General features: G+C 71.1%; 20 protein-coding genes and 1 riboswitch. Of the genes, 13 read left to right on the top strand and 7 right to left on the bottom strand.

The genetic code is table 11. From position 1 onward, the window contains the following. Nucleotides 1-10: 10 nt before the first annotated feature. Nucleotides 11-646 carry a trimeric intracellular cation channel family protein gene (locus NOCA_RS16240; RefSeq protein ID WP_011756354.1) on the top strand — a complete coding sequence of 212 codons (636 nt, stop codon included), beginning with the start codon at nucleotides 11-13 and terminating at the stop codon, nucleotides 644-646. A 136-nt stretch (nucleotides 647-782) separates the two neighbouring features. Here NOCA_RS16240 and NOCA_RS16235 read toward each other — a convergent pair whose 3' ends face one another. Continuing rightward, nucleotides 783-1,973: an MFS transporter gene (locus tag NOCA_RS16235; RefSeq protein WP_011756353.1), complete on the bottom strand. Its 1,191-nt coding sequence runs from the start codon at nucleotides 1,971-1,973 to the stop codon at nucleotides 783-785. Between the two features lie 69 nt (nucleotides 1,974-2,042). Here NOCA_RS16235 and NOCA_RS16230 point away from each other — a divergent pair, with 69 nt between their 5' ends. From NOCA_RS16230 to NOCA_RS16220, 3 genes are all read left to right on the top strand, one after another. Then, on the top strand, nucleotides 2,043-3,143 hold the full coding sequence (locus tag NOCA_RS16230) for a ferrochelatase (protein ID WP_011756352.1): 1,101 nt from the start codon (nucleotides 2,043-2,045) through the stop codon (nucleotides 3,141-3,143). Further along, the gene (locus tag NOCA_RS16225; protein ID WP_011756351.1) at nucleotides 3,140-4,018 is read left to right on the top strand and encodes an inositol monophosphatase family protein; all 879 of its coding nucleotides are present in this window, start codon (nucleotides 3,140-3,142) and stop codon (nucleotides 4,016-4,018) included. The genes NOCA_RS16230 and NOCA_RS16225 overlap by 4 nt, the downstream gene beginning before the upstream one ends. A gap of 170 nt (nucleotides 4,019-4,188) precedes the next feature. Beyond that, a complete protein-coding gene (locus NOCA_RS16220) occupies nucleotides 4,189-4,479 on the top strand; it encodes a DUF4193 domain-containing protein (protein ID WP_011756350.1) in 291 nt (96 codons plus the stop codon). Between the two features lie 19 nt (nucleotides 4,480-4,498). Here the strand turns inward: NOCA_RS16220 and NOCA_RS16215 are convergent, their stop codons facing one another. After that, a complete protein-coding gene (locus NOCA_RS16215) occupies nucleotides 4,499-4,795 on the bottom strand; it encodes a DUF4235 domain-containing protein (protein ID WP_011756349.1) in 297 nt (98 codons plus the stop codon). Between the two features lie 41 nt (nucleotides 4,796-4,836). Next, a complete protein-coding gene (locus NOCA_RS16210) occupies nucleotides 4,837-5,298 on the bottom strand; it encodes a DUF3093 domain-containing protein (RefSeq protein ID WP_011756348.1) in 462 nt (153 codons plus the stop codon). A 53-nt stretch (nucleotides 5,299-5,351) separates the two neighbouring features. Between NOCA_RS16210 and dut the strand changes: the two genes are divergently transcribed. From dut to NOCA_RS16190, 4 genes are read left to right on the top strand one after another with little or no spacing between them, the layout of a single operon-like run. Beyond that, nucleotides 5,352-5,798 (top strand): dUTP diphosphatase, encoded by a 447-nt coding sequence (gene dut, locus NOCA_RS16205; protein WP_011756347.1) that lies wholly within the window; start codon nucleotides 5,352-5,354, stop codon nucleotides 5,796-5,798. Between the two features lie 19 nt (nucleotides 5,799-5,817). After that, a complete protein-coding gene (locus NOCA_RS16200; protein WP_011756346.1) occupies nucleotides 5,818-6,459 on the top strand; it encodes a DUF3710 domain-containing protein in 642 nt (213 codons plus the stop codon). 9 nt (nucleotides 6,460-6,468) lie between these two features. Beyond that, entirely contained in the window at nucleotides 6,469-6,831 is a 363-nt protein-coding gene (locus NOCA_RS16195) for an OB-fold nucleic acid binding domain-containing protein (protein ID WP_011756345.1), read from the top strand. Then, nucleotides 6,828-7,544 carry a DUF3159 domain-containing protein gene (locus NOCA_RS16190; protein WP_011756344.1) on the top strand — a complete coding sequence of 239 codons (717 nt, stop codon included), beginning with the start codon at nucleotides 6,828-6,830 and terminating at the stop codon, nucleotides 7,542-7,544. The genes NOCA_RS16195 and NOCA_RS16190 overlap by 4 nt, the downstream gene beginning before the upstream one ends. A gap of 4 nt (nucleotides 7,545-7,548) precedes the next feature. Here NOCA_RS16190 and NOCA_RS16185 read toward each other — a convergent pair whose 3' ends face one another. Beyond that, nucleotides 7,549-8,220: a potassium channel family protein gene (locus NOCA_RS16185; RefSeq protein ID WP_011756343.1), complete on the bottom strand. Its 672-nt coding sequence runs from the start codon at nucleotides 8,218-8,220 to the stop codon at nucleotides 7,549-7,551. 7 nt (nucleotides 8,221-8,227) lie between these two features. Further along, nucleotides 8,228-8,875, bottom strand: a complete 648-nt coding sequence (locus NOCA_RS16180) for a potassium channel family protein (protein ID WP_443189699.1) — start codon at nucleotides 8,873-8,875, stop codon at nucleotides 8,228-8,230. Nucleotides 8,876-8,937: 62 nt separating this feature from the next. Here NOCA_RS16180 and NOCA_RS16175 point away from each other — a divergent pair, with 62 nt between their 5' ends. The 5 genes from NOCA_RS16175 to NOCA_RS16155 all read left to right on the top strand — a co-directional run bounded on the left by NOCA_RS16175 (nucleotide 8,938) and on the right by NOCA_RS16155 (nucleotide 14,651). Further along, entirely contained in the window at nucleotides 8,938-10,986 is a 2,049-nt protein-coding gene (locus NOCA_RS16175) for an APC family permease (RefSeq protein WP_140404039.1), read from the top strand. Next, nucleotides 10,983-12,224, top strand: coding sequence for a class I SAM-dependent RNA methyltransferase (locus tag NOCA_RS16170; RefSeq protein WP_011756340.1), 1,242 nt, complete (start codon nucleotides 10,983-10,985; stop codon nucleotides 12,222-12,224). The genes NOCA_RS16175 and NOCA_RS16170 overlap by 4 nt, the downstream gene beginning before the upstream one ends. 117 nt (nucleotides 12,225-12,341) lie before the next feature. Further along, nucleotides 12,342-13,061, top strand: a complete 720-nt coding sequence (locus NOCA_RS16165; RefSeq protein WP_140404040.1) for a helix-turn-helix domain-containing protein — start codon at nucleotides 12,342-12,344, stop codon at nucleotides 13,059-13,061. Then, a complete protein-coding gene (locus NOCA_RS16160) occupies nucleotides 13,058-13,780 on the top strand; it encodes a hypothetical protein (protein WP_011756338.1) in 723 nt (240 codons plus the stop codon). Before NOCA_RS16165 ends, NOCA_RS16160 begins: the two co-directional genes overlap by 4 nt. Nucleotides 13,781-14,201: 421 nt before the next feature. Beyond that, nucleotides 14,202-14,651, top strand: coding sequence for an SRPBCC family protein (locus NOCA_RS16155; RefSeq protein ID WP_011756337.1), 450 nt, complete (start codon nucleotides 14,202-14,204; stop codon nucleotides 14,649-14,651). 389 nt (nucleotides 14,652-15,040) lie between these two features. Here the strand turns inward: NOCA_RS16155 and NOCA_RS16145 are convergent, their stop codons facing one another. Both NOCA_RS16145 and NOCA_RS16140 read right to left on the bottom strand, forming a co-directional pair. After that, nucleotides 15,041-15,307, bottom strand: coding sequence for a CopG family ribbon-helix-helix protein (locus tag NOCA_RS16145; RefSeq protein ID WP_011756335.1), 267 nt, complete (start codon nucleotides 15,305-15,307; stop codon nucleotides 15,041-15,043). Between the two features lie 356 nt (nucleotides 15,308-15,663). After that, nucleotides 15,664-17,283: an ATP-binding protein gene (locus NOCA_RS16140; protein WP_011756334.1), complete on the bottom strand. Its 1,620-nt coding sequence runs from the start codon at nucleotides 17,281-17,283 to the stop codon at nucleotides 15,664-15,666. Nucleotides 17,284-17,428: 145 nt separating this feature from the next. Further along, nucleotides 17,429-17,625: riboswitch (cobalamin riboswitch) on the top strand. The last annotated feature ends 52 nt before the right edge of the window (nucleotides 17,626-17,677 follow it).

Raw genomic sequence — 17,677 nt, 5'->3', positions numbered from 1 at the left:
GCCTCCGAGGATGCCCTCGCCCGAGCCCTCCACCACCCTGGTCGTCCTCGACCTGGTCGGCATCTTCGTCTTCGCGATCACCGGCGCCCTGGTCGCCGTGCGCAAGGGCCTCGACGTGTTCGGGGTCCTCGTGCTGGCCGGCATGACCGGCCTCGGCGGTGGCTTCCTGCGCGACGTGCTCATCGACGCCACCCCGCCGGCCGCCCTGCAGGACTGGCGCTACCTGCTGGTGCCGGTCGTCTCCGGGGTGCTGGCGTTCTTCTACCACCCGGTGCTGGGCCGGGTGGAGCGCGCCGTCAACGTCTTCGACGCGTTCGGCCTCGGACTGTTCTGCGTCACCGGCGCCCTCAAGGCCCTGGACTACGGCCTCGGCCCGGCGCCGGCCGCGCTGATGGGGATGGTGACCGGCATCGGCGGCGGGGTGATCCGCGACCTGCTCGCCTCCCGCGTGCCCGCGGTCTTCCGCGGCGAGCTGTACGCCACCCCGGCCCTGGCCGGCGCCGTCGTGGTCGTCGTCGGCACCCACGTCGACCTGCCGCTCGGCGTCGTGGTCGTCACCGGCGCCGGCCTGTGCATCGTCTGGCGGCTGCTGGCCCTCTGGCGGCACTGGCAGGCACCGGTGCCGACCGGCCCGGCGTCGGTGTAGTCAGGCGCCGAGGACCCGCCGCAGGTAGGGGTCGGCGAAGACCCGGTCGGGGTCGAAGCGGCCGCGCAAGGCGAGGTCCGCGCCGGCTGCGCCGACTCGATCCCCGCCCAGTTCGTCCATCCGCTGGTCGGCCCGCTCACGCGGCGATGGCGGTGCGCTGCCGGGGGAGTGCCTGGGCGGCCGCGGCCGCGACCAGGCCCGCGGCGGCCGCGACGAGGTACGCCGCCGACGCGCCCTGGTGGTCGACCACGAGGCCGCTCAGCGTGGCGCCCGGCGCGACGCCCGCGACCAGCCCGGTCTGCATGATCGCCATCCCCTCCGTCAGCCGTGCGGGCGGCACCGTCGCCTCGGTCAGCGACATCGTCGCGATCATCGTCGGCGCGATCGCGAAGCCCGCGACGAACAGCACGAGACCCATCAGCGGGATCGTCCCGATGAACGTCAGCGGCACCATCGCGCAGGCCATCGCGAAGGCGCCCCACCGCACCCGCACGGCGGGCCCGACGCGCCAGGGGATCGCCCCGGTGAGCACCCCGGCGGTGAGGCTGCCCAGCGCCCACAGCGCCAGCAGGGCCCCCGACCACGACTTGTGGCCGTGCTCCTCGGCGAACGCCACGGTGGTCACCTCGGCGGCGCCGAACAGCACTCCGAGCGCCGCGCACACGACCGCGAGGGCCGCCACGGTGCGCCACGGCATCACCGGCCGCGAGCCGGCGATCCCGGACCGTGGGTGGGCCGGCGGCTCGGTCCCACGCTGGGCGGCGAACGCCAGCGTGCCCACGACGCAGGCGACCACCCCGACCAGGATCCCGGCCATCGGGTGCCAGGCGGTCGCCAGCACGGTGACCAGGATCGGACCGAGGATGAAGACCGCCTCGTCGAGCACGGCCTCGAGCGCGAACGCCGTCTGCACGTCCGCGGGCCGCGGGAGCACGTGGGACCACCGGGCGCGCACGCACGAGCCCACCTGCGGAAGGCACGCGCCGCCGATCGCCGCGAAGACGTACGACGTCGCGATCGGCCAGTCCGCCTGCACCGACCAGACCAGCAGCGAGATCGAGACCCCGAAGCCGGCGGCGGCGAGACTGAGGACCCGGCCCTGGCCGACCGCGTCGAGGAGTCGGCCCTGAAGGATCGCGAACCCGGCGTTGGCCAGCATGTACGCGGCCGAGACGGCACCGGCGACGCCGTACGACCCGGTGGCCGCGGAGACCAGCAGCACGATGCCCAGGCCCACCATCGAGATCGGCAGCCGGGCGAACAGGCCGGCCGTCGAGAAGCGGAGGGCGCCGGGCTCCGCGAGGATCCGGCGGTAGGACGTGAGCATCGTCTCGAGCCTAGGGCTGGGGGACCGCCGCCCACGAATCGTTATCGGCGGCTCCCTACGATGAGTCGCATGACCCCCGACCCCAGCCCGTACGACGCCGTCCTGCTGGTGTCCTTCGGCGGACCCGAACGCCCCGAGGACGTGGTGCCGTTCCTCGAGAACGTGACCCGCGGCCGCGGCATCCCGCGCGAGCGGCTGGAGGAGGTCGGGCAGCACTACTACGAGTTCGGTGGGCGGTCCCCGATCAACGACCAGAACCGGGCGTTCCTCGCCGCGCTGCGCGACGACCTCGCCGGCGCCGGGCTGGACCTCCCGGTCTACTGGGGCAACCGCAACTGGGACCCGCTCCTCGCCGACACGATCCGCGAGATGGCCGCCGACGGCATCACCCGCGCCGCGTGCTTCGTCACCAGCGCGTACGCGTCGTACTCCAGCTGCCGGCAGTACCGCGAGAACCTCTACGACGCGGTCGCCGCCCTGGGGGAGGACCTCGAGGACGCGCCGGTGCTGGACAAGCTGCGGCACCCGTTCAACCACCCGGGCTTCGTCGAGCCGATGGTCGACGCCACCCTCGCCGCGCTCGCGGACCTGCCCGAGCAGGTCCGCGAGGAGGCGCACCTGGTGTTCGTGACCCACTCGCTGCCGGAGGCGATGAACGCCGCCAGCGGGCCGGAGGGCGGGGCCTACGTCGACCAGCACCTCAGCGTCGCCGACGAGATCGTCGAGCGCGTACGCCAGGAGACCGGCCACCGGCATCGGCACGCGCTGGTGTACTGCTCGCGGTCCGGTGCCCCGCACGTCCCGTGGCTCGAGCCGGACGTCAACGACCACCTCGAGCGGCTGCACCAGGACGGCGCGCCGGCGGTGGTGCTGGTCCCGATCGGCTTCGTGTCCGACCACATGGAGGTGGTCTACGACCTCGACGTCGAGGCGATGCGCACGGCGGCCCGGCTCGGCCTGCCCACCACCCGCGCGGCGACGGTGGGGATCGACCCGCGGTTCGTCGCGGCGGTGCGCGACCTGGTGCTCGAGCGGGCCGCGGTCGAGCGGGGCGAGGACGTGGTGCGCGCCAGCGTCGGCCGCTGGCCGGCCTGCTGGGACCGGTGCCCGGCGGGCTGCTGCGCGAACCCGCGCGCCGAGCGGCCGGCACTCGCGGGCGCCGACTCGTGACCACCCTGCCGTCGCACGCTGAGCCGTCCAACGCTGGGCCGTCCAACGCCGACCTGGCCGACCTGGCGCTCGAGGTGGCGCGGGAGGCGGCCGAGCTGGTCCGCGGTCGCCGCGCGGCCGGCGTGACGGTCGCGGCCACCAAGTCCAGCGAGGTGGACATCGTCACCGAGGCGGACCGGGCCAGCGAGGCCCTGATCCGCCGGCTGGTCGCGGCCCGGCGCCCCGACGACGGCTTCCTCGGCGAGGAGGGCGACGACGTCGCCAGCACCAGCGGCATCCGCTGGATCGTCGACCCGATCGACGGCACCGTGAACTTCCTCTACGACCTGCCGCAGTACGCCGTCTCCATCGCCGCCGAGCGCGACGGGGAGGTCGTGGCCGGCGTGGTCATCAACGTGGCGCGGCGCACCGAGTACGTCGGGCACCGCGCCGACCGGGCCGAGCACGGCGGCGCCCCCGCCCGGGCGACCCGGGACGGCGAGCCGCTCGCCGTACGCGCTCCGACGCCGCTGCGCCTGCGCCTGGTCGGCACCGGCTTCAACTACGACTCCCGGATCCGCGGCCTGCAGGCCGCCGCCGTCGCCCGGCTGATCACCCGGATCCGCGACATCCGCCGCTCCGGGTCGTGCGCGCTCGACCTGTGCCACCTGGCCGAGGGCGCGCTGGACGGGTACGTCGAGGAGGGCGTCAACCTGTGGGACCACGCCGCCGGTGGCCTGCTCGCCGAACTCGCCGGCGCGCGTCTCGAGCACCGGCCCGGAGTCGGCGGCAGCGACCTGGTGGTGTGTGCTCCGACACACGGCTTCGACGATTTCCTCGAGGCGGTTCAGGAAGCCGGTTTCACGGCCGATTCAGGCGTGCAACACGCCGAATGAGGGGCGGTTCCGGGGGGAATAGGGGCTCGTCACCCGATGTTCCTGATCCGCGACGTGGATGCGGTGTGGGAGATCCGGCCCGGATGGTGCACAATCTGCCGCGCCGACGATGCGACGAAGGCAGGACCGAACAGACGTGGGGCAGCAGGTTCCAGGGGAGTGAGTGACGGATGGCGACTGACTACGACGCACCGCGCAAGAACGAGGACGAGCAGTCCGAGGAGAGCATCGAAGAGCTCAAGGCGCGCCGTCACGACAAGAACTCCGGCAAGGTCGACGAGGACGAGGCGGAGGCCGCCGAGTCCTTCGAGCTGCCCGGCGCCGACCTCTCCCACGAGGAGCTCGCCGTGGAGGTCAAGCCGAAGCAGGACGACGAGTTCACCTGCATGAGCTGCTTCCTGGTCCACCACCGCAGCCAGCTCGCCGACCCCAAGAAGATGATCTGCCGCGACTGCGCCTGAGCGGGCAAGACGCGCCGGCTCAGGCGCTCTGGTGGTCCTTGCGCAGGTCGGGGGGCAGGTGGCCGGTGGAGCGGGCGTAGTACGACGCCGCCCGGCGTTGGGCGACCATCCGGGCGAGCCCGATCGCCGTACCGCTCGCGACCGCCCAGGCCACGGCCTCCCAGATGTCCACGTCCGGGTCGGCCGGGTTCTCCGGCGGCTTCTTGCCGGTCGCGATCGTCCACGACTTGTCGATCGCCTTCTTGGCGAACGCGGCCGCACCGAGCGCGGACACGAGCGAGAACACGGTCCAGACCTTGGATCCTCCAGATGCCATGGCCGAACAGTACCCAGGGCGCGCCCGGCCGACTCGTGGCGTCAGCCGGCGTGCGTCAGCGCGGTCAGGGCGCGGGCCAGCTCCTCGGGGTGGCGGGTGCCCACCAGCCAGTACGGCGCCGGGTCGGCCGGGTCGATGATCTCCACCCGGACGGCGCGCTTGAGGTAGGGGCGCAGCAGCAGGTAGGCGCGGGCGTCGGCATCGACGCCCGCGGCCCGGTGGGTCTCCTCGGCGTCCAGGGCGATCGCCGTGCCGAGGAAGCCGGCGGGGATGTGGGCGCGGCCGGCGCGGAAGCTGCCGTCGCCGACGACGATGCGCGGCGACCCGTAGGACCAGAACAGGAAGGCCAACAGCCCGAGGGCGACCGCGGTCACCAGCCATGCGACCAGCGCGGGCAGCGCGACCACGACCGCCAGCCAGAGGGTGGCGACCAGCATCGTGCCCTGCACCCACCACCGCAGCGGCACGCCCAGGCGCTCGCTGTAGACGGGGGTGAGGGTCACGGGCGGAATCCTTCCATTCCTCGGCCGGGGGCCGGGCGGTAGGGTCCCGCGACGTGACCAGCGACCTCGAGATCCCGGTGCAGCGGCTCGACCCGGGCCTCCCGCTGCCGGCGTACGCCCATCCCGGCGACGCGGGCGCCGACCTGCTCACGACCGTGGACGTGACCCTGGCGCCGGGGGAGCGGGCGATGGTGCCGACCGGCATCGCGCTCGCCCTGCCCGAGGGGTACGCCGCCTTCGTGCACCCGCGCTCCGGCCTCGCGGCCCGGCACGGGCTGTCGATCGTCAACACGCCGGGCACCATCGACGCCGGCTACCGGGGCGAGATCAAGGTGATGCTGGTCAACCACGATCCGCGCGAGCCGATCGAGCTGCGCCGCGGCGACCGGATCGCCCAGCTCGTCGTGCAGCGCGTCGAGCGCGCCCGGTTCACCGAGGTGGGGGAACTCCCCGCTTCGGTCCGTGGTGCCGGGGGTTACGGTTCTACCGGTGGTTTCTGATCCCGTCTGAGGAGTGCTCGTGAAGTTCCGTCGCAAGTCTGCCGACGCCGAGGCGGCGTCCGAGATCTCGGCCGGGTCCGAGGCCGCGGACCTCGTCGTCCCGTCCGGCCCCTTCGACATCGACGACCTCCCCGCAGAGGACGACGTCCCCCGGGTCGACCTCGGCTCGATGCTGGTCGCCCCGGGCCGTGACCTCGAGCTGCGCCTCCAGGTCGACGAGGACGAGGAGGAGGTCCAGGCGGTCGTGCTCGCCGGTCCGGAGGGCGCCCTCGAGCTGCGCGCGTTCGCCGCCCCGCGCGGCGGCGACCTGTGGAGCGAGATCCGGCCGCGACTCGCGGCCGACTACGCCCAGCGCGGCGGCACCGCGACCGAGCGCGAGGGCCGGTTCGGCCCCGAGCTCGTGTGCCAGGTGACCGTCCGCACCCAGGACGGCCGCACCGGCACCCAGCCGTCCCGGGTGATCGGGGTGAACGGCTCGCGCTGGATGCTGCGGGCCACCCTGATGGGCCGCCCGGCCCAGGACGACGCCGCCGCGGCGCCGTGGGAGGAGGCGATCGAGCAGATCGTGATCCGCCGGGGCGCACAGGCGATGCCGGTCGGTGCCGCACTCCCGCTGGCGATGCCGCCGCGCGAGCAGCTCGTCGAGCGTCCGAGCACCTAGGCTTCTCACATGGCGGAGAAGAGCCGGCTGCGCCGCAGCATCAGCCGGTGGGCTAACACGAACGACCAGCACGCCCGGGACATGCGCCGGGCCTACGCCGGAGAGGCGTGCGACCGGATCGGCGACGCTCCGGACCGGGAGCAGGTGCGGCTGCGCGGCACCCTGCGGACCGTGACGCTGCGACCCCGCGGCGGGGTCCCGGCGCTGGAGGCCGAGCTGTACGACGGCACCGGCACGCTCACGGTGATCTGGCTCGGCCGGCGCCGGATCACCGGCATCCAGCCGGGCCGCTCCCTGGAGGTCCGGGGCCGCATCGGCCGGCACGACGGGCACCGGATCATCTACAACCCGCGCTACGAGCTGATTCCGTGAGCGAGGCCGTCCCGGGACACACCCCACCCAGCGTCGACACCGTCGAGGCGGTGGTCCGGGCCCAGATCTCGCGCGCCCTCGGCGGGCGACGCGGCATGGTGGAGGCCGCCGTACCCACGATCATCTTCACCGTCCTGTGGCTCTCGACCAGGGAGCTGCGGCTCGCGCTGGTGTCGAGCGTCGCGGTCGCGGTGGTGCTGCTGCTGGTGCGGGTGGTCCAGCGCACCACCGTGCAGTTCTGCCTCAACGCGCTGTTCGGCATCGGCATCGGTTGGGTGTTCGTGACGATCTCGGCCCGCCAGGGCGGGAGCGTGAACGACCAGGCGCTCGCCTACTTCCTGCCCGGATTGATCTACAACAGCGTCTACACGGTCGTGCTGTCGCTGACCTGCCTGATCGGCTGGCCGCTGGTCGGGTTCATGGTCGGCAGTGTCACCGGGGAGCCGACCGCCTGGCACCAGGACCGCCAGATCGTCCGCCTGTGCACGACGCTGACCTGGCTGCTGGCGATCCCGTGCGCGATCCGGGTCGCCGTCCAGGCGCCGATCTGGTTCGGCGGCAAGGCCGGGTCGATCGACCCCGACTCCGCGGTCGCCGCGTTGGGCATCCTCAAGATCGGGATGGGCTGGCCGCTCCAGCTGGCGGCCCTGGCCGGGATGGCCTGGGTGCTGACCCGCAACAAGACCCCGGTCTCCGAGGGGTCCGGGGCCTGATCGGCTATCCGCCGTGGGCGGTGGGGGCGAGCAGGCGCTCCAGGTCCTTCTCGATGTCGGCGGACACCACGAACAGCAGCTCGTCGCCGGCTTCGACGGGCTGCTCGGCGTCGGGGACGTAGACCTGGCCGTCGCGCAAGATGGTCACCAGTGCGCAGTTCTCCGGGAACGGGATCAGCCCCGCCGGCTGGCCGACGTACGGCGAGTCGGCGGGGAGGGTCATCTCGACCAGGTTCGCGTTGCCCTGGCGGAACGTGAACAGCCGCACGAGGTCGCCGACGGTGACCGCCTCCTCGACCAGCGCGGACATGATCCGCGGGGTCGAGACGTTGACGTCGACGCCCCAGGCCTCGGTGAACAGCCACTCGTTGTTGGGGTGGTTGACCCGCCCGACGGTGCGGGGCACGCCGAACTCGGTCTTCGCGAGCAGCGAGACCACCAGGTTGGCCTTGTCGTCGCCGGTCGCGGCGATCACCACGTCGCACTGGTCCAGGCGTGCCTCCTCCAACGAGGAGAGCTCGCAGCAGTCGGCGAGCAGCCACTCGGCGTCCGGGACCCGCTCGGGCTTGATCGAGTCGGGGTCCTTGTCGATGAGCAGGATCTCGTGGCCGTTGATGATCAGCTCCCGGGCGATCGAGCGACCGACCGCCCCGGCTCCGGCGATGGCGACACGCATGGCTCACTCAGCTTTCGTCGGGTCCGCGATCGATGACCTGGTAGGCGTGCGGGGCGTTGTCCTCACGCATCGTGACGTGGAGGATGTCGCCCTCCTGGATCACGCTCTCGCGGGTGGGCAGCATGCCCTCGCCGAGCCGGTCGATCCACGCGATCCGGCAGCCGACCTGCTCCTGGAAGTGCACGGTCCGGTGCCCGATCCACGACTCCGGCGCGGGGAGCTGGTCGAGCCGGATGGTGCCGGACGGGTCGCGGAAGTCGGGCTCGGCCCCGGCCGGCAGCAGCCGGCGCAGCACCTGGTCGGCGGTCCACTTCACGGTCGCGACGGTGGTGATGCCGAGCCGCTGGTAGACCTCGGCGCGGCCCGGGTCGTAGATGCGGGCCACGACCTGCTGGATGCCGAAGGTCTCCCGCGCCACGCGGGCGGCGATGATGTTGGAGTTGTCACCGCTGGAGACCGCGGCGAACGCGTCGGCGCGGCGGATGCCGGCCTTCTCCAGGACCTCCTGGTCGAAGCCCTGGCCGGTCACCTTGTCCCCGTTGAACCCCGGGCCGAGGCGGCGGAACGCGTCCGGCTCGCTGTCGATCACCGAGACGGTGTGGTTGCGGTCCTCGAGACTGCGGGCCAGCGTCGAGCCGACCCGCCCGCAGCCCATGATCACGACGTGCACGTCGCAGACGCTACAGGAGCGGTGCGGAGGGTCTAGCCTTGCCGGTCGTGAGTGTCGGCGACGTATCGAAGCGGATCCTGCTGGGGCGCAAGCTGCGCAGCTCCCAGCTGGGGGAGACGCTCCTCCCCAAGCGGATCGCGCTACCAGTGTTCGCCAGCGACGCGCTGTCCTCGGTGGCCTACGCCCCGGACGAGGTCTTCATCATGCTGTCGCTGGCGGGCGCGTCGGCGTACGTCTGGTCGTGGAAGATCGGCATCGCGGTCGCGCTGGTGATGGCGGCCGTGGTCGCGTCGTACCGGCAGACCGTGCACGCCTACCCCAGCGGCGGCGGCGACTACGAGGTCGCGACGGTCAACCTGGGCCCGACCGCCGGCACCACCGTGGCCAGCGCGCTGTTGGTCGACTACGTGCTCACGGTCGCGGTGTCGATCTCCTCGGGGGCCCAGTACGCCGCGTCCGCCATCGACGCGCTCAGCGGCCACGAGGCCACCTTCGCGACCGCGATGGTGGTCCTGCTGATGGCGATCAACCTGCGCGGGATCCGGGAGTCGGGCACGTTCTTCGCGATCCCGACCTACGCGTTCATGGTCGCGATCCTCGGGATGTGCGGCTACGGGCTGCTCGAGCTGGCCGAGGGGCGGCTGCCGCAGGCGGCGAGCGCCGACCTGGACATGACCTCCGCGCCCGGCTACGGCGACTCGATGACGACCTTCGCGCTGCTGTTCCTCCTGGCGCGGGCCTTCTCCTCCGGCTGTGCGGCGCTGACCGGCGTCGAGGCGATCTCGAACGGCGTGCCGGCGTTCCGCAGGCCGAAGAGCAGGAATGCGGCGACCACGCTGTTCCTGCTCGGCGCGATCGCGATCACGATGATGATCAGCGTCATCGTGCTCGCCAAGCAGATGGGCCTCCAGCTGGTCGACCCGAGCGACGTGGACCGGCTCACCCGCAACGGCGAGCCGCTGCCGGCCGGCTACGACCAGCACACGGTGATCGCCCAGATCGCGGACGCCGTGTTCCACGACTTCCCGGCCGGCTTCTACCTGGTCGTGACCGTCACCGGCGTGATCCTGGTGCTGGCCGCGAACACCGCGTTCAACGGCTTCCCGGTGCTCGGGTCGATCCTGGCCAAGGACGGGTACGCCCCGCGGGCCCTCGGCGCCCGCGGCGACCGGCTCGCCTACAGCAACGGCATCGTGTTCCTCGCCGTGATGGCGATCGCCCTGATCCAGGTGTTCAACGCCGAGACGACCCGGCTGATCCAGCTCTACATCGTCGGGGTGTTCGTCTCGTTCAACCTCAGCCAGCTCGGGATGATCCGGCACTGGACCAGGCACCTGCAGACCGAGCGGGACCCGGCGGTCCGCCGGCGGATGGTCCGCTCACGGACCATCAACGCCATCGGGCTCACCTTCACCGCGGTCGTGCTGGTGGTCGTCCTGATCACCAAGTTCCTCGCCGGGGCGTGGATCACGATCCTCGCGATGCTGTTCTTCTTCGCGGGGATGCGCGCGATCCGGCGCCACTACGACAGCGTCAACGACGAGCTGGCCGCCGACGAGGAGGACAAGGTCCTCCCGACCCGGGTGCACGCGATCGTGCTGGTCTCCAAGCTGCACAAGCCGACCCTGCGCGCGCTCGCGTTCGCCAAGGCGACCCGGCCCAACGTGCTCGAGGGCGTCTACGTCTCGGTCGACCAGGCGGCCACCAACCGGCTGCTCGAGGAGTGGGACGAGCGCAACCTCGGCGTACCCCTCAAGGTCCTGCACTCGCCCTACCGCGAGCTGGTCCGGCCGATCGTCGAGTACGCCACCGAGATCCGCAGGGCGAACCCGCGCGGCGTGGTCGCGGTCTACATCCCGGAGTACGTCGTGGGCCGCTGGTGGGAGCAGCTGCTGCACAACCAGACGGCGCTGCGGCTCAAGGGCCGGCTGCTCTTCGCGCCCGGCGTCATGGTCACCTCGGTGCCCTACCAGCTGCGCTCCTCGGAGCTGGCCCGGGAGCGGGAGGAGCGGATCGGCGTCTGGACCCGGCCCACCGACTACCGGCTGGGTGACCCGCGGTCGCGGCACGACTCGGACCGGCAGATCCAGCCGTGACCCGGCAGCCGCGACCGCGCAGGGCTCGCGGCGGCTCCCGCGTCGGCGAGCGGTTCGAGGCCGTGGTCGGCCCGATCGCGCATGGCGGGCACTGCATCGTCCGGCTCGACGGCACGGCGGACGGCCCCTCGGACCGGCCGCGGGTGGTGTTCGTGCGGCACGCGATCCCGGGCGAGCGCGTGGTCGTGGAGATCACCGAGGGCACCGAGGGCGACCGGTTCTGGCGCGGCGATGCCGTCGAGGTGCTCGAGGCGTCCCGGGACCGGGTCGAGCCGCCGTGCCCGTACGCCGGCCCCGGCCGCTGTGGTGGCTGCGACTTCCAGCACGTGGCGCTGCCGCGCCAGCGCGAGCTGAAGGCGGCCGTGGTCCGCGAGCAGCTCGGCCGGCTCGCCCGGGCCGAGGTGCACGTCGAGGTCGAGCCGCTGCCGGCGGACTCCCCGGAGATGGAGGGCGGGCTGCGCTGGCGAACCCGGATCCAGTGGGCGATCGGGCCGCGCGGCCAACGGGGGCTGCGCAAGTACCGCTCCCGCGAGGTGGTCTCGATCGACGACTGCCTGATCACCCGGCCGGACGCCCGCGCGATCAGCCGGGCCGGCACCACCCTGGACCGGCACGCGACCGCGCTGTCCACGGTCGTGGGGGAGCGGGTCGACGTGCCGCGGCACGGCGGCGAGCACGTCTTCGCCGTGGAGGCGGACGGGTTCTGGCAGGTGCACCCGGGGGCGCCGCGGATCCTGGTCGAGACGGTCCTGGACCTGCTTCAGCCGCGGCGCGGCGAGACCGCCCTGGACCTGTACTCCGGGGTCGGGCTGTTCGCGCGCTACCTCGCCGAGGCCGTCGGACCGACCGGCCGGGTCCTGTCCGTCGAGGGCGACCGGACCGCCAGCAGGCACGCCCGCGCCAACCTGGCCGGCCTCGAGGGGGTCGACGTCGAGTGCGGCGCGGTCGACCGGGTGCTGGCCGACCCGCTGCCGCCGGCGTACTCCTCGGTCGACCTGGTCGTCCTCGACCCGCCCCGCGAGGGCGCCCGCGCGCTCGTCGTCGAGCAGGTCGTCGAGCGCTCCCCGCGCGCCGTGGCCTACGTCGCCTGCGACCCGGCCGCCCTGGCCCGCGACGTCGCGACGTTCCAGAAGTTCGGCTACCACCTGCGCTCGCTGCGTGCCCTGGACATGTTCCCGATGACTTCACATGTTGAGGTCGTGGCGCAACTTGTGAAAAGCGGCTCTGGCCTGCGGTGATGTGATCGGGGCTCGTCAGCGCGAGCCTCGAGAGCGGGCCGTTGGGCCCACTTTGGGCTCGCTTTGGCAATCCCGCACGGCTTCCACAATCCTTTAAACTCTTCTAGGATTGTGCGCATGGGAGCAGTGAGCGTCGCGCAGGCCGCGGAGCGGCTGGGCGTCAGCGTGCCCCGGATCCACCAGCGCATCGCGGACGGCTCGCTGGTTGCTGAGCGGATCGGGTCCCAGTGGGTGGTTGACGAGCGTTCCCTCCTGCATGTCCAAGAGCTCAGCAAAGCGGGCCGCCCGCATTCGGCGCGTTCCGCATGGGCGGTCATCGCGGCGTCCGAGGGCGACCGTGACCGGGTGGTTGTCAGCGGGCCTGCGGTGTCGTCGCGGGCGCGGATGCAGTTGAGGCGTTTGCTCGAGCTGGCCGCGGAGCCCGTCGCCGATGAGGAAGTCGTCAGGCAGCTTGTGGTGTCGCTCCGCTCGGTGTTCCGCAACCGGGCCCAGCGTCGACTGCTCCGCGCGGCTGCGGCTGACCTCGACGATCTCAGGGCAGACGATCGCTGGGCCATGCTCGTCGACCTGGGGGCGAGCGGCATCGCCTCGCCCGACGTCGAGGGATACCTCGGCGAATCGGATGTGGATGGGGTCGTGAGGGATTACCTGTTGGTCGAGGCTGACAGGGATGCGAACGTCGTGTTGCACGTCCTCCCAGATGCGCAGTACCCGTATCCGGACTCACGTCTTCGGCTCGCGGCCGATCTCGCCGAGCATCGCGGGCCACGCGAGGAGGCACGTGCAGCGCAGCTGCTGCACGAGCTGGCCGTGGGGTGGAAGGCTGCGGATCGATGATCGTCCTGCCCGCAATGCCGCCCGAGCAGACAGCCTCGTGGTGGGGGATCCTCGACCTCCACGAGCGGCTCGCCGAGGGCTGGACGCTGATCGGCGGCCAGCTCGTCCACTTGCACTGCGCTGAGCGGGGGCAGTTCCTGGTGCGACCGACGAACGACGCCGACACAGTCATCGACGTACGGGCCGACCCAACGATGCTCGCCACCTTTACCGAGACCCTGACCGACCTCGGGTTCAGATCAGCCGGCATCTCGGCGGAGGGTCTCCAACATCGTTGGGTTCGCGGCAAGGCATCGATCGACGTGCTGCTTCCGGACGGGATCGGCGAGCGAGCCAGCCTTCGCCAAGGCGTCACGGGTAGTCCGACACTCCCGACCGCAGGTGGGACTCAAGCGCTGCAGCGCAGCGAGACCGTCCGGGTGTCGGTCGCGGGTCGCGAAGGATCCGTACGCCGGCCCAACCTCGTCGGCGCACTGGTCGGTAAGGCGGCAGCGCTCAGCAACGCGGGGGACCCTGGCCTCGGTCGGCACAGGCGCGACTTCGTCGTCCTCGCTGGGTTGCTCACAGCCCGCGACTTCCGGAACCAAGAGCTCACGAGGAAGGACCGCCGGCGGCTGCGCGCCATGGTCACCGCGGTCGGGAAGGACCGGACGCTGCTGATCGAGATCCCGGATGTCCAGATCTCGCTCGATCGGCTCATCACGGCGGGGGAGTTGTAGTCATGCCGGAGGACTTCGTTGTCGAGTTGCAGCGAAGATTGATGACCCGCCCGCGGGGCAAGTTGGCGAGATCGGTGGACCGGTGACTGGTCGTCAAAGTAGGGGCCCTCACCCTTACGCCACCCGACAGCCGGCGGTCGATCGTCCGGATAGGGCTCCGTCACCGGTGCACGTCACCGGGCGGGTCTTGTGGGACGCCCGGATGCCGGCAGGCGGGCTGTCCCGCTGGACGTTCCTCTTACTGGGACCGCCCGGATCTGGCCGATGACAGAGCGCGCAGTGGGATGGCCCGCGTTCTGCCGGTGGTGCACCGGGAGGGGACGTCCGTCCCTGAGTCCTGGGCGGCGGATCCGCTCTGGCTTTTCGCGTTCGATTGCAGTGTGCTGATCGCGGAAGCCGGTAGCAGGGTCGGAGGATCGACATGGCGAAAATCGAGGGACAGATCACGATCGGGCGTCCCGTGGAAGTGGTGTTCGACTACGTGGCGGATCAGACCAACGAACTGCAGTACAACCCGAAAATGGTGCGCGCCGAGAAGGAGACCGCCGGGCCGATCGGCAAGGGGACCCGGTTCAAGTCGGCGGTGCGGTCGGGGGGACGCACCGCGGAGATGCTTATTGAGAACACTGGCTATGACCGGCCAAGGCTGCTCGCCTCCACGACGACGATGAAGCAAATGGACATTGCGTACACGCTCAAGTTCGAGCCTGTCGCGGACGGAACGCGTATGCGGTGGTCCGGAGAGGTACGGCCCAAGGGCGGACTCCGACTCCTGGGGCCGCTAGTCACCTGGATGGGGACGCGCCAGGAACAGCGAATCTGGTCGAGCCTGAAGAGTCATCTGGAGGGCGCACCAGTCGGCGAGGGCTAGGGCGTGTCTGCTAAATCGAGGCGGTTGGGTGTCGGCGGCCACGAGAAACTGCCCGGAGACGGCCACGAAGCTGCCCGCTGGCGGACATGAGAACTGCCCGCTGACGGTCATGGGATCTGCCCGACACGACGTCGTCTGCCTCGCCGCGTTGCGCGGTTGAGGCCCCTGACTGCGACGTCAGTCGAGCAGGGCGAGATACTGCTGGCGTGCCTTCATGGCGTGGATGAGCATTTGGTCCCCGCCGTCTCCGGTCAGCACGATCACCTCCAGGATGCGACCGTGCGTGTCGAACCTGAGGCGGAGTTGGCGATGCGGGTCGTCACCGAGGTCACGCAGGAAGACCGGATGCTCGGCGGCCTGAATGGAGTCCGCGGGGTCGATGCCGTGCTTCAGGGCTGAGTCGCGGACCTTCCCGCCACGTAGGCACGGATCGCGGCGCGGATGATCTCCGAACGCGACTGGTTATCATGCTCGGCCCGGCCGTCGAGTTGGGCCAGCAGCGTTGCGTCGAGACGGACCGGGACGACCCGGCCTGGCCCGTCGCCGACCGGCTTGCGGCCACCCTTGCGAAGCATCTCAACGTCGTAGCCGGCCTCAGCCTCCGCCACCCAGTCGTCGATCTGGTCCTCGGAGACCTCGGCACCGTTGATCTTCATGATGCAAGTGTAATACGAATGGTCCTCGCTACAAGGCCATGGTCGCCGCGAGCTCGAGCTTCGCCGAGGGCTCGGATTGGGCTCGCTTTGATTCGCCGCCACGCGCAAACCAGAGCTGACGTCAGCAGCGGCCAAAGGCGCCATCCTTGCAGGTCAGGGGCTACCTTCGGCTCACGCGTGCAGTTGGCCGCAAAGGATCGCGGTCGCGCTCAGGGCCGTCTGCCTCCTCCCGATGACCCACCACATCGAATGCGTGGCGCTCCTGGAGAAGACCGATCCTGAGGTCACGTCCGGCCGGTGATGACCGACGGAGGCTCAGCCCGTCCCACGTGAGGTGACGGAGTCGGGCGGACGTCTCACGGGTCGCAGCAAGGATCAGCGGGAAGGGAGTGGGCCGCCCGTGTGGGGTCGCGGGGGAGTGTGAGGGTGATGGTGGTGCCGACGTCGGGAGTGCTGTCGATGTCGAGCGATCCGTGGTGGGCGGCGATGAGGTCGCGTGCGAGGGCAAGCCCGATGCCCGTTCCTGGGAGGGCTTGACGGTGGCTGCTCTCGGCTCGCCAGAACATGTCGCAGGCCTGGGCGACCTCGTCGGGTGACATGCCGACGCCGTCATCGGTCACTGTGATGCGCACGTGATCGGGCTGCCCGGTCGTCGTGAGCGCGATGTGGCCGCCGGGGTGTGTGAACTTGATCGCATTGGAGACCAGGTTTCGCACGACCATCTCGATTCCCGCCTCGTCCACGACGGCCCATTCGGGGTGCTGCGCCTGCGTCGTCAGCGTGATGTCGGCCGCGCGGGCCTGGGCGGCGAAGCTGTCGGTCAGGCCGCGTGTGAGGGCTGCCAGATCGGTCGATGCGAGGTCGAGCTGGCGATGGCGGTCGGCGGTGTCGAGCAGTTCAGTGATCCTGTCGCGCAACCTCGTTGCGGCCTCATCGATGCGGCGTGCCGTGCGTTCGAGATCTTCCCCTCTGCCGTCCACGTCGTCGACGAGCAGCTCGACGTAGCCCAGGATCGAGGTGAGGGGGGTGCGAAGCTCGTGCGCGACAGTCGTGATGAAGCTCTCCCTGACCTGCAGCGAGCGGGCCAGGTTCGTGATGTCATGGGCGGCTATCAGCGTGCCCCAGGACGTGCCGTCGGGGCGGAAGACCTGCTGGCTCGAGACCGTCACCGCGATCTGGTTTCCCGACGGTCCCACCCACATCGTCTCCTGCGAGGTCAACTCTCCCCTCAGGGCTCGCGCGATGACATGTGGGTCTGGTGGTACGAGACCGTGGTTGTCGGCCCGGAACGGCCCGTCGAGGTCGAACCCGGTCGTTTCGGCGAAACGGCGGGCCAGCTCGTTGGCGAGGATCAGGCCTCCGCCGGTTTCGTAGAACAGCATGGCGACATCGACGGAGTCGAAGATCGTCCGAGCCAGCGCCTCGCCCTCTTCGGCCAGCGCTCGGGCGTTCTGCAGCTCGGCCGAGCACGCCTGGGCCAGTTCCTCGAGGATCGCCACCTCCTCGCCGCTCCATTCTCGCGGCCCCGAGTCGATGGCGCAGACCGACCCGACCACCCGACCGTCCCGATCGACCAGGGGCCAGCCGGCGTAGGCGATCACGTCCAGTTCTCCAATCGCCGGATTGTCGGCCAGGCGCTCGACCTCGCGAGCGTCAGCGACGACCATGGGTGCGCGATCGCGGACCACGTACTGACAGAACGAGTGCGACAGCGGCGTCTGGCGCTCACTGTGGTACGGCTCGGCCAGGCCGGCCGCGCCCGGGAAGACCTGCCGGTGCTCCTCGACGATCGTCACCAACGACGTGGGAACCCCCAGCAGCCGCTGCACGAGTCGCGCGTAGTGATCGAAGACCCCCTTCGCGCCGACAGCATCAGAGCCCCCGGACCTCACCCGCGGCAGCGAGGCCGCTGGCCCTTCCCCATCCCGCCCCGGCCGACGCCCAGCGCCGACACCGGCATCACGTGAACTCGACATGGCGTGGCTCCCCGAAGTGATGCGCCCATGTAGCGACGTGGAACTCTAGCAGCGGCCCGCCCGGATTCCGTCGAGTTCGCACGCGCCTCCGCGAGCCATTCGAAGCGATGCTCCCCGACCGCGCTGGGCCGACTCGACGCCGTCGTCGTAGGCTGGCCTCGCCAGTCAACCTCCGATGCAGGAGCCAGGGAACCCGGTGAGAGGCCGGGACTGACGCGCAGCGGTATGGGTGACGGGCGAGGCACGTAGCGATACAGCCACTGGGTCGAGCATGCGGACCTGGGAAGGCGCCTCGTCCGGCTGATCCCGAGTCCGAAGACCTGCTGGCCCTAGCGGCGATCGCCGCCAGGTCGCACGGATCCCGCGCACGGGTCCCAGACCCGAAGGACCCGGC

The organism is Nocardioides sp. JS614, from assembly GCF_000015265.1.
Taxonomy (GTDB): Bacteria; Actinomycetota; Actinomycetes; order Propionibacteriales; family Nocardioidaceae; genus Nocardioides.
Note: the sequence above shows the minus strand (reverse complement) of the source record. Positions and strands in the feature narration are given on the sequence as shown.

What these genes read in the sequence shown, in the direction of transcription:
- NOCA_RS16195 (WP_011756345.1), top strand. Translation starts at nt 6,469, where the DNA reads ATGGCGGAGAAGAGCCGGCTGCGCCGCAGCATCAGCCGGTGGGCTAAC.
- NOCA_RS16230 (WP_011756352.1), top strand. Translation starts at nt 2,043, where the DNA reads ATGACCCCCGACCCCAGCCCGTACGACGCCGTCCTGCTGGTGTCCTTC.
- NOCA_RS16165 (WP_140404040.1), top strand. Translation starts at nt 12,342, where the DNA reads ATGGGAGCAGTGAGCGTCGCGCAGGCCGCGGAGCGGCTGGGCGTCAGC.
- NOCA_RS16140 (WP_011756334.1), bottom strand. Translation starts at nt 17,283, where the DNA reads ATGTCGAGTTCACGTGATGCCGGTGTCGGCGCTGGGCGTCGGCCGGGG.
- NOCA_RS16235 (WP_011756353.1), bottom strand. Translation starts at nt 1,973, where the DNA reads ATGCTCACGTCCTACCGCCGGATCCTCGCGGAGCCCGGCGCCCTCCGC.
- NOCA_RS16160 (WP_011756338.1), top strand. Translation starts at nt 13,058, where the DNA reads ATGATCGTCCTGCCCGCAATGCCGCCCGAGCAGACAGCCTCGTGGTGG.
- NOCA_RS16215 (WP_011756349.1), bottom strand. Translation starts at nt 4,795, where the DNA reads ATGGCATCTGGAGGATCCAAGGTCTGGACCGTGTTCTCGCTCGTGTCC.
- NOCA_RS16155 (WP_011756337.1), top strand. Translation starts at nt 14,202, where the DNA reads ATGGCGAAAATCGAGGGACAGATCACGATCGGGCGTCCCGTGGAAGTG.
- NOCA_RS16180 (WP_443189699.1), bottom strand. Translation starts at nt 8,875, where the DNA reads ATGGGCTGCGGGCGGGTCGGCTCGACGCTGGCCCGCAGTCTCGAGGAC.
- NOCA_RS16185 (WP_011756343.1), bottom strand. Translation starts at nt 8,220, where the DNA reads ATGCGTGTCGCCATCGCCGGAGCCGGGGCGGTCGGTCGCTCGATCGCC.
- NOCA_RS16220 (WP_011756350.1), top strand. Translation starts at nt 4,189, where the DNA reads ATGGCGACTGACTACGACGCACCGCGCAAGAACGAGGACGAGCAGTCC.
- NOCA_RS16240 (WP_011756354.1), top strand. Translation starts at nt 11, where the DNA reads ATGCCCTCGCCCGAGCCCTCCACCACCCTGGTCGTCCTCGACCTGGTC.
- NOCA_RS16145 (WP_011756335.1), bottom strand. Translation starts at nt 15,307, where the DNA reads ATGAAGATCAACGGTGCCGAGGTCTCCGAGGACCAGATCGACGACTGG.